The organism is Parasphingorhabdus sp. (genome assembly GCF_048267785.1).
Lineage (GTDB): Bacteria > Pseudomonadota > Alphaproteobacteria > Sphingomonadales > Sphingomonadaceae > Parasphingorhabdus.
The window spans coordinates 68,226-76,905 of record NZ_JBLWWU010000018.1 but is presented as its reverse complement, the minus strand read 5'-3'; the positions used below and the strand labels follow the sequence as shown (position 1 = coordinate 76,905).

General features: G+C 54.5%; 9 protein-coding genes and 1 tRNA gene. 6 read left to right on the top strand and 4 right to left on the bottom strand.

Features of this window, described 5'->3' with window-relative positions:
- Positions 1 to 90 precede the first annotated feature (90 nt).
- From ACN0VD_RS13990 to ACN0VD_RS13980, 3 genes are all read left to right on the top strand, one after another.
- Positions 91 to 708: a TlpA family protein disulfide reductase gene (locus ACN0VD_RS13990; RefSeq protein ID WP_417595299.1), complete on the top strand. Its 618-nt coding sequence runs from the start codon at positions 91 to 93 to the stop codon at positions 706 to 708.
- 131 nt (positions 709 to 839) lie between these two features.
- Positions 840 to 1,355 carry a c-type cytochrome gene (locus ACN0VD_RS13985; protein ID WP_417595297.1) on the top strand — a complete coding sequence of 172 codons (516 nt, stop codon included), beginning with the start codon at positions 840 to 842 and terminating at the stop codon, positions 1,353 to 1,355.
- Positions 1,356 to 1,361: 6 nt separating this feature from the next.
- Positions 1,362 to 2,036 (top strand): cytochrome b/b6 domain-containing protein, encoded by a 675-nt coding sequence (locus tag ACN0VD_RS13980; RefSeq protein WP_417595295.1) that lies wholly within the window; start codon positions 1,362 to 1,364, stop codon positions 2,034 to 2,036.
- A gap of 31 nt (positions 2,037 to 2,067) precedes the next feature.
- Here ACN0VD_RS13980 and ACN0VD_RS13975 read toward each other — a convergent pair.
- Positions 2,068 to 2,143 (bottom strand) — tRNA-Val (locus ACN0VD_RS13975).
- 540 nt (positions 2,144 to 2,683) lie between these two features.
- Between ACN0VD_RS13975 and dnaA the strand changes: the two genes are divergently transcribed.
- Positions 2,684 to 4,123 (top strand): chromosomal replication initiator protein DnaA, encoded by a 1,440-nt coding sequence (gene dnaA / locus ACN0VD_RS13970; RefSeq protein ID WP_417595293.1) that lies wholly within the window; start codon positions 2,684 to 2,686, stop codon positions 4,121 to 4,123.
- Positions 4,124 to 4,135: 12 nt separating this feature from the next.
- Here dnaA and ACN0VD_RS13965 read toward each other — a convergent pair whose 3' ends face one another.
- The 3 genes from ACN0VD_RS13965 to mutM all read right to left on the bottom strand — a co-directional run bounded on the left by ACN0VD_RS13965 (position 4,136) and on the right by mutM (position 6,266).
- Positions 4,136 to 4,795 (bottom strand): DUF4136 domain-containing protein, encoded by a 660-nt coding sequence (locus tag ACN0VD_RS13965; RefSeq protein WP_417595291.1) that lies wholly within the window; start codon positions 4,793 to 4,795, stop codon positions 4,136 to 4,138.
- Positions 4,796 to 5,080: 285 nt separating this feature from the next.
- Entirely contained in the window at positions 5,081 to 5,341 is a 261-nt protein-coding gene (gene rpsT, locus ACN0VD_RS13960; protein WP_417595289.1) for a 30S ribosomal protein S20, read from the bottom strand.
- A gap of 112 nt (positions 5,342 to 5,453) precedes the next feature.
- Positions 5,454 to 6,266, bottom strand: coding sequence for a bifunctional DNA-formamidopyrimidine glycosylase/DNA-(apurinic or apyrimidinic site) lyase (gene mutM, locus ACN0VD_RS13955; RefSeq protein WP_417595287.1), 813 nt, complete (start codon positions 6,264 to 6,266; stop codon positions 5,454 to 5,456).
- 105 nt (positions 6,267 to 6,371) lie between these two features.
- Here mutM and ACN0VD_RS13950 point away from each other — a divergent pair, with 105 nt between their 5' ends.
- Entirely contained in the window at positions 6,372 to 7,112 is a 741-nt protein-coding gene (locus tag ACN0VD_RS13950; protein ID WP_417595285.1) for a class I SAM-dependent methyltransferase, read from the top strand.
- 13 nt (positions 7,113 to 7,125) lie between these two features.
- Positions 7,126 to 8,679, top strand: a complete 1,554-nt coding sequence (ubiB, locus tag ACN0VD_RS13945; protein WP_417595283.1) for a 2-polyprenylphenol 6-hydroxylase — start codon at positions 7,126 to 7,128, stop codon at positions 8,677 to 8,679.
- The last annotated feature ends 1 nt before the right edge of the window (position 8,680 follow it).

Below are 8,680 nucleotides of genomic sequence, written 5' to 3'. Positions count from 1 at the left end.
TCGTGCCGCCATAACTTCTTGTCGAACGGGATCGACGCGTTTATCTCGCGCATGATTGATGAAGGGCCATCGGCAAATCTGCCGCCCCACATGATATTGGAATTTTTCGTGCCTGTTGTGATGCGTAATGTCCTGTTCTTGATTTTGCTGGTTGGTTTAGCTGCTTGCGATAGAGGCTCGAGCGAAGCGGAGCAAGAATTTGCTGGCACCACAAGTCAAGTAGCCGGCGAAACGATAGAAAGCGGACAGGGCTTGGTCGGAAAACTCGACATTTCCCAGCGCGGAACAGCGATGATTGATACGTCCTTTCAGGCGCCGGACGGCACTATGGTGCAATTGAGCGATTTCATCGGGAATCCGGTATTGGTAAATATTTGGGCGACATGGTGTGCGCCGTGCATCGTCGAAATGCCGATGCTAGACAAGCTCGCAGCGCGAGAAAAAGATCGCCTCAAGGTCCTGGTTGTATCGCAGGATATTCAGGGAGCAGAAAAAGTGGCGCCCTTTTTCGAGCGTGGACAATATCAGGAGCTGGAACCCTATGTTGATCCGGAAAACGGATTGAGTTTCGGCTTTGGTTCCGGTCTGATGCCGACCACCGTGCTCTATGACGCACAGGGAAAGGAAGTCTGGCGGGTGATCGGCGCGATGGACTGGGATGGTGCAAAGGCCGCTACCCTGCTGGAAGACACGCTGGCCGGAGATTAAGCATCGATCTTCATCGATTCGAACTGGAAAGCCGACCCGAATCCGAATCGATCATTTTCAAAGATCAGAACCATTTGTGTTTATAGTGAATCTCGTTATTCTCGGGCATCATTTGCTTATTGGAGAATTCAATGAAACCTCGCAAAACACAAATCATGCTCCCGGCACTTGCCGGACTGGCCCTGCTCTCTGGCTGTGGACAGAATGACGAAACAGCCCCGGTTTCCGAAGCAGCCAGTATTGAGCTGCCCAATGGCATGACGGTAAAGGAACAGATCGAGGCACGGCAAGCCCAACTCAAGAAAATAGGCAAGGCATTCAAGACGATCAGCGATCAGTTGAAAGCGGGCACCCCCGATCTGGCACAGATTCAAGCTGCTGCTGCGGTGGTTCCTAAAGAAACGTCTGACATGGCCGACTGGTTCCCGGAAGGAACCGGACCTGACTCAGGCGTCAAAACCGAAGCATTGCCGATCATATGGGAAAGCAAAGCGGATTTTAACGACAAGGTTGTGGCATTGCAGGATGCTGCGGCCAAGCTCGAGACAACTGCACAGGGCGGCGACATCACGGAAATTGCCAGTGCCTTTAAAACCACGGGTGGCACGTGCAAGACCTGTCACGACAAATATCGTCTGGACGACTAGATCGATATGACCGGCAATCCGGCACGCATATTGGTTTGGGACTGGGCTATCAGGCTTGTTCATTGGCTGATGGTGATCCTGGTCCCGCTCCTCTGGTGGACCGCGGAAGAGGGCCATATGGAATGGCACAAGGGCTTCGGGCTGACGATGTTCGGCATGGTCCTCTTTCGGCTTATATGGGGATGTATCGGAACATGGACGGCGCGATTCATTCCGATGGTACAGCGAATCGGATCCTTACCGTCCTATCTCGCAAAATTGCGGGCTCAGGGATATCACCCGACCTTTGGCCATAGCCCTCTGGCTGTGCTCAGTGTTTTTGCCCTGTTGCTGGCGCTGACGGTCCAGATTACGACCGGATTATTTTCCGTCGATGTCGATGGCCTCGAATCCGGGCCGCTATCGGTGCTGGTTTCCTTTGAGACAGGGCGCCAGTTCGCTGAAATTCATGAATTCAATTTCAACCTGCTGGCAGCGTTGATAGGGCTGCATATCACGGCAATCGCCATCTACCGATTTGTCTTAAAAGAGAAACTTGTTAGACCGATGCTGTCAGGCCGCCGACCCAGCTCGGACTTTACGAACGAGCAACTGCCCGAAAACCGGATACGCCCGATTCGAATGATAGCTGCGATATTCATCGCGCTGGCCTGCACGCTCGCCGTGGCAAATTTCGGCTAACGATAATCGGGTTTTCATGATCGGAAGAAAATGGTGGGCGATGACGGGCTCGAACCGCCGACATCTTCGGTGTAAACGAAGCGCTCTACCAACTGAGCTAATCGCCCCCAATGACATGATGCTTATTGCATCGCCGGGGTTAGGCGAGCGCCACTGCCAAAACATTACACCTTTGGCAAGCCTATTTGCACCGGTTCGCCAACAAGATTTCCGCTGACAGGTTTTTGATGCCAATCAGGCAGCATCATTTTTACATTTGCCGGAACCTAGGCTGACTCCGCGATTCGCCTGTTATACCTTCTTATCCACAATATATTCTCTTTATAAATCAATTATTTAAAAGGTTTATTGGCAAAAACCACGGCTCACCGCTGTCAATCGATATATTTCACTTTTTTTACGATGCCGCACTTGATCGACTCGGACGGACGGGCTTAATAACAAATCTTGGCTGGTGGCTCAGGATGCAATTTCCAGGCCTCAAATGAAAACAAAACTGACCGCTGAAAATGTGTTTTCAGCATAGATTCAGCGCGCCTGATTGATTCCCATGGCTGGGGGTAATTCAGGGTCTGGCGTTTGAAATCAGCAGGCGGGTTTTGGTGCTGCTATCGTGCGGGCCAGAGGGTAAGTATCGGGGGATGTTTGTGAACGAAATCATATCTGCGCAGGTCGGCAACCTGCCTGAAAATCAACCGGTGGCAACGGAGAATATTATTTCAGCCGATCTGGAATCTGTCTGGCAAAAAATCTGCGCGGGCCTCCGGCGCGATTTGGGAGCGCAGATTTTCGGCCAGTGGATCAAACCGATCAAACTCTCGGTTTTTGATGCCGAAACGGGCAAAATGCTGTTGATACTCCCTTCAGAATTTGCCGCCAACTGGGTTCGGGATCGTTATTCAGACCGGTTGCTATTGGCCTGGAAAGCACATCATACTGCGGTCAAGGAGCTTGCTTTTGCAGCCCATACAGGAGCCGCAAAAATCGCACAAACGTCTCTTACGGCGGGTAACAATAATGCGATGGCCCATAGCCGGGATAATGCGGTTCCGGAAAGCAAGTTCCGACTCGATCTTGATCCGCGAATGACCTTTGATCTGTTCATACCCGGTCATTCGAACGTTCTTGCGCTCAATGCTGCACAACGAATGGCTGCAGCCGAAAAACCACTTTTCTGCCCTCTCTATCTTCAATCCTCAACCGGCCAGGGCAAAACGCATTTGATGCACGCAATCGGCCATGCCTTTCGTGAAGAATTTCCGTCGTCGACCATCATCTATATGTCGGCAGAACGGTTCATGATCGAATTCGTATCGGCGATGCGCCGGAACGAGGGGATGGAATTCAAAGCCTCCTTGCGCGAAGCCGATCTGCTGATGATCGACGACATCCAGTTCATTGTCGGCAAAAATTCCACACAGGAGGAATTTCTTCACACTGTTGATTCACTGATCAGTCAGGGCAAACGCGTTGTCGTGGCAGCAGATCGTCCCCCGCAAGCGCTGGATGGAGTCGACCAACGACTGCTGTCGCGTCTCTCCATGGGTCTGGTCGCCGATATCCAGTCTGCCGGCCTTGAGCTGCGCCGTGATATACTCAAGCATCGCCTCGCAAGCATGCCGCACCAGCACGTGTCGGAAGAAGTAGTCGAATTTCTGGCCCGCACGATCAGCCGTAACTTGCGCGAACTGGAGGGCGGTCTCAACAAGCTTCTCGCCTACGCGCAATTGACTGGTCGCGAAATCAGCCGTGAACTGGCGGAAGAGCAGTTATCGGACATTTTAAGCGCTTGCCGCCGCCGGATCACGATTGACGAGATCCAGCGCACAGTGTGCGAATATTACCGGCTCGACCGGAACGAAATGTCATCGAAACGCCGCGCCCGCGCTGTTGCCCGGCCCCGTCAGGTCGCCATGTATCTGGCAAAGGTGATGACGCCGCGCAGCTATCCCGAAATCGGCCGCAAATTCGGCGGTCGCGATCACAGCACGGTCATCCACGCGGTCAAGTTGGTCGAACATTTGCGCGGCGAAGACAGCGAAATGGACAATGATGTCCGGATGCTCCTCCGCCAGTTGGAAAGCTGAGAAACTCTCGGTTTATTCCTTTTCGGGCGCGACCGAGATCCGCACTCTCTCGCCGCTGTTTCCTGGAAAATCGGTAAACATGGCTTCAACCAGATTGGGCACGAGATAAGTCAGGTTCTTCGACCGTGACAGCGCTTCGGCCTTGCCTTCAAACAGACGTTCGCCATCGACCGCACGATCAATCTTCAGCTCCAGTTCCGAGGTATAAACGGTAAAGCTGCGGACGCCGCCATAGCCGGCAAACCCGTAGCCCCCATAGAGAAACGGATCGTTAAAACCATAGAGATAGCGATGACGTCCGTAATATCCGCCGAATCGGCTGGAAGGATAAAACGGGTCATAGTCAGAGACGATTTTGTCCCGTCCCTTGTCGATATCATAATCCATACTGACAATTAATTCGGCCGCAGCGGGATCATCGCTACGCCGGTAGCCCAGATCGAGCATGCGCTGTTCGACCAGCCCGGCATATTGCCCGAATTCGAGGCCACCCGCTAATTCAGGATCCGCGGCGACAACAGCGAAGCTCTGCCCGGTGGTGTTTGGCAGCGCCACAAACCGCTGGACGTCTGCGCGGAAGGGAGTTGCACAAGCAGCAAGGGTCAGGAGAGCAAGCGGGGCAACGAGCGTAAGCCCTTTTCGAGCAAAGCCGGATTTAGCAAAAATAGTCATGTAATTTCCTTCAGATTACCCACCATCATGGCCTCGATGTTAGAAAAGACGGGCTGAACCGGTATTGAACGGCGTCAGATTGACGTCCACCACCTAACTTGAACCCTTTCGGGCCAACTGCACAAGGGAAAAACAAGTCCTGCTGTCCGACTCTGGAACGACCCGCAAACTCTGCGGTAACCGATTCGTCCGCACTGCACGAATCAGAACCGGGCCAAAAGCAATCACCCAAAAGAAGACCCGCCACAATCGGGCGGGCTTTTCTGCTTTCAATCGGAGAGCTGATTAAAGCGCTGCGACCTGCTTTGTCAGGCGGCTAAATTTCCGTGAAGCTGTATTCTTGTGATACAGGCCCTTGGATACCCCGCGCGCCAGTTCTGGTTGTACAGCCTTGAGCGCAGCGGCTGCCATATCCTTGTCACCTGCCTCGACAGCGGCGTCGACAGCTTTGATCTTGGTGCGAATCTGGCTCAGGCGATTTTTGTTAATCGCGGTACGCCGCGTGTTGCGACGGATACGTTTTTTTGCTTGCGGCGTATTAGCCATGAAAAACCCTCAAAATCTGAAATTAAATGCCGGTACTTGTCGAATAGCTTCCGGCTCAAGAGCGCGGCCAATAGCGTGACAGCCGATTCTCGTCAATAGCTTAGTGAGCCGCTTATTTCTGACATTGCGAGCAGTAGAAGGTCGAGCGCCCGCTATCGATTCGCCGCTGGACCAAAGCACCGCAATGACAAGCCTGCCCTTCGCGGCCATAGACCAGCCAGTCCTTCGCAAAATAGCCCAGTTCCCCGTCTGGCCGAGCAAAGTCCCGCAAGGTGGAACCACCTGCTGCGATTGCCGCGGTCAAGACCTGCTTTATTGCCATAACAAGACGTTCATAACGCGGCTTCGAAATTGCGCCGCCCTTTTGTCGCGGCGCTATGCCTGCCATGTGCAACGCCTCGCAAACATAAATATTACCGAGTCCCGCCACGATTTTCTGGTCCAGCAGAAGCTGTTTGATCGGGGCCTTGCGATCCCGGGTTGCGGCTTTGAGATAAGCGCCTGTAAAATCGTCACCGAGAGGTTCCGGCCCCATGGTCGCAAACGGCGGATGTTTTTCAAGATCGGAAAGAGGCACAATATCCAGCGAGCCGAATCGACGCGGATCATTCAGCACAAGCCGTCGACCGGATACGGTCTCGAGTAACAAATGATCATGTTTCTCCAATTCGACCGGATCAATTCGCCAGCGGCCCGACATGCCAAGATGAAAGATCATCGCGTCGCCACGATCGGTTTCGATCAGTCCGTATTTTGCCCGCCTGCTGAGAGAAGTCACCACCGAACCCGTCATCCGCTGCCGCAAATCCACGGGGATCGGTCGACGCAGATCCGCGCGGCGCGGCTCAACCAGCGCGAGACGCTGCCCTTCGAGCACCGGCCGCAAACCGGCGACGGTCGTTTCCACTTCGGGCAACTCGGGCATGGCAGTCCTTGTCTGTTACGGTCCAATGGGCAGCTACAGAGTGATTGCAGTGCTGCCAAGGCTCGTCTACTTGGGATTTCAAAGAAAAATCAGCACAGGCAGAAAATGGCTATCGAAAGCAAAACCGTCTCGTTCGGCTATGAAGAAGTCGAAGAGAGCGAAAAGGTCGGCAAGGTTGGCGCAGTTTTCTCCAGCGTTGCCTCCAAATATGATATCATGAATGACGCAATGAGCGGCGGCACACACCGGTTATGGAAAGACCGCTTCGTTCGCCGCGTCAAACCACGCGTCGGCGAGAATATTCTCGATATGGCCGGCGGCACCGGAGATATCGCCTTTCGTATGGTCGACAGTGGTGCCAGTATCACCGTCGCCGATATCAACGCCGACATGTTGGCTGCGGGAATCGAACGCGCGCTGGAAAAGGATGAAACCCGGCTGGTCTGGAGCCAGCAAAATGCCGAGCAACTGAACTTTCCCGATGCCCATTTCGATGCCTATACGATCGTCTTCGGCATCCGCAATGTCACCCATATCGACAAAACTCTGGCGGAAGCCCATCGTGTGCTGAAATATGGCGGTCGGTTCTTTTGTATGGAATTTTCGCAAACAAAATGGCCTGGCTTTGACAAAGTTTACGAAACCTATTCCCACAAAATCCTGCCCAAAGTCGGCAAGGCAGTGGCAAATGATGAAGCCAGCTATCGCTATCTGGCCGAATCGATCGCCAAATTTCCGCCGATGGAAGAATTCCGGGCGATGATTCAGGCCGCCGGATTCAGCCAGACCAAAGTCGAACCGATGATGGGCGGACTGGTCGCGATCCATAGCGGCTGGAAGGTCTGAGTAGCCTGATCCGATGACCAAAGCCCGCACCCATATTTTCCGCCTGCTCAAATGGGGCCGCACGCTGGCCAAACATGGCGCGCTGCGCGATCTGGAAAAACATAAAGCAACACCGCCGCAGGTCCGGCGTCTGTTCCGCATCGCGCGAATCGGTACATTCCAACCAAAGGAACCCAATTATTCCGCCGCGCTGCAGGCTATCGGCCCGGCGGCAATCAAGCTCGGCCAGACGCTGGCGACCCGGCCCGACGTGATTGGTGAAGCAGCAGCGCGTGATCTGTTGCAGTTGCAGGACAGCCTGCCGCCCGTGCCGTTTGACCAGATCCGCGATGAAATCGAACTCAGTCTCGGCAAATCGCTGGAAGAATTGTACAGCCACATCGACCCTGACCCGGTGGGAGCCGCTTCAATTGCCCAGGTCCACCGTGCCACTACGCCGGAGGGCAGGGATGTCGCGGTCAAGGTTCTCCGCCCCGGCATCATCAAGAAATTCAACCAGGATATCGAAACCTACGAATGGGCGGCGGCGCATCTCGAATCCCTGGGGGGTGAAGCCAAGCGTCTCCGTCCGCAGCTGGTCATCGCCAATTTCCGTCGCTGGACGATGCGCGAGCTGGATCTGCGGCGCGAAGCGGCCAGCGCGTCGGAACTGGCCGAACATATGGCCCAAGTCGATAAATATGAGATTCCCGCGATTGACTGGGACCGGACATCGGGACGGGTGCTTACGCTCGACTGGATCGACGGGATTAAAATATCGGACCGCGAGGGACTGATCGCAGCCGGTCATGACCTTGACGATATTGCCAGTCGGCTGGTCCATACGTTCCTCAAACAGGCGATCGAAGCCGGCTATTTCCACGCCGACATGCATCAGGGCAATCTCTTCGTGAAAGCCGACGGCACGATTGTCGCCATTGATTTCGGCATAATGGGGCGAATCAACAAAAAAGCCCGCTTCTGGCTGGCCGAAATTCTATATGGTCTGACCACCGGCAATTACAAACGCGTCGCGGAGATCCATTTCGAAGCGCAATATGTTCCGGACCATCACAGCATGGAAGATTTCGCCACAGCGTTGCGCGCGGTCGGCGAACCGATGCGCGGCAAGCCGGTCAGCGAATTGTCGGTCGGCGATATGCTCGACGGACTGTTCGCGATCACCCGCGATTTTGACATGGAAACCCAGCCGCATCTGCTGCTGCTGCAAAAGACGATGGTGATGGTCGAGGGCATTGCCACCGATCTCAATCCGACGATCAACATGTGGGATGCCAGCGGTCCTTATGTAAAACAGTGGATCCGCGGTGAACTGGGGCCGGAAGCCGCGATTGCCGACCGGATCAATGATGACCTGGATACCATCATGATGCTGCCCGATATCGTCCGGCGTCTCGATGCCCAGCTTCCCCGAAAGGGCGGCGCCCCTCCACCGCCACCGATCGCCGATGTCGAACTGATCTGGGACAAGCGGCAAAAGCGGCAGAATGGTGAATTCTGGCGCTATGCGCTAGCCATGATCGCGGCTGCCGGTGCTGGTGCAGGGGCGGTTTGGATGTGGGGATAGT

Coding starts and splice junctions, on each gene's coding strand:
- ACN0VD_RS13990 (WP_417595299.1), top strand. CDS start 91: ATGATATTGGAATTTTTCGTGCCTGTTGTGATGCGTAATGTCCTGTTC.
- ACN0VD_RS13985 (WP_417595297.1), top strand. CDS start 840: ATGAAACCTCGCAAAACACAAATCATGCTCCCGGCACTTGCCGGACTG.
- ACN0VD_RS13980 (WP_417595295.1), top strand. CDS start 1,362: ATGACCGGCAATCCGGCACGCATATTGGTTTGGGACTGGGCTATCAGG.
- ACN0VD_RS13965 (WP_417595291.1), bottom strand. CDS start 4,795: ATGACTATTTTTGCTAAATCCGGCTTTGCTCGAAAAGGGCTTACGCTC.
- rpsT (WP_417595289.1), bottom strand. CDS start 5,341: ATGGCTAATACGCCGCAAGCAAAAAAACGTATCCGTCGCAACACGCGG.
- mutM (WP_417595287.1), bottom strand. CDS start 6,266: ATGCCCGAGTTGCCCGAAGTGGAAACGACCGTCGCCGGTTTGCGGCCG.
- ACN0VD_RS13950 (WP_417595285.1), top strand. CDS start 6,372: ATGGCTATCGAAAGCAAAACCGTCTCGTTCGGCTATGAAGAAGTCGAA.
- ubiB (WP_417595283.1), top strand. CDS start 7,126: ATGACCAAAGCCCGCACCCATATTTTCCGCCTGCTCAAATGGGGCCGC.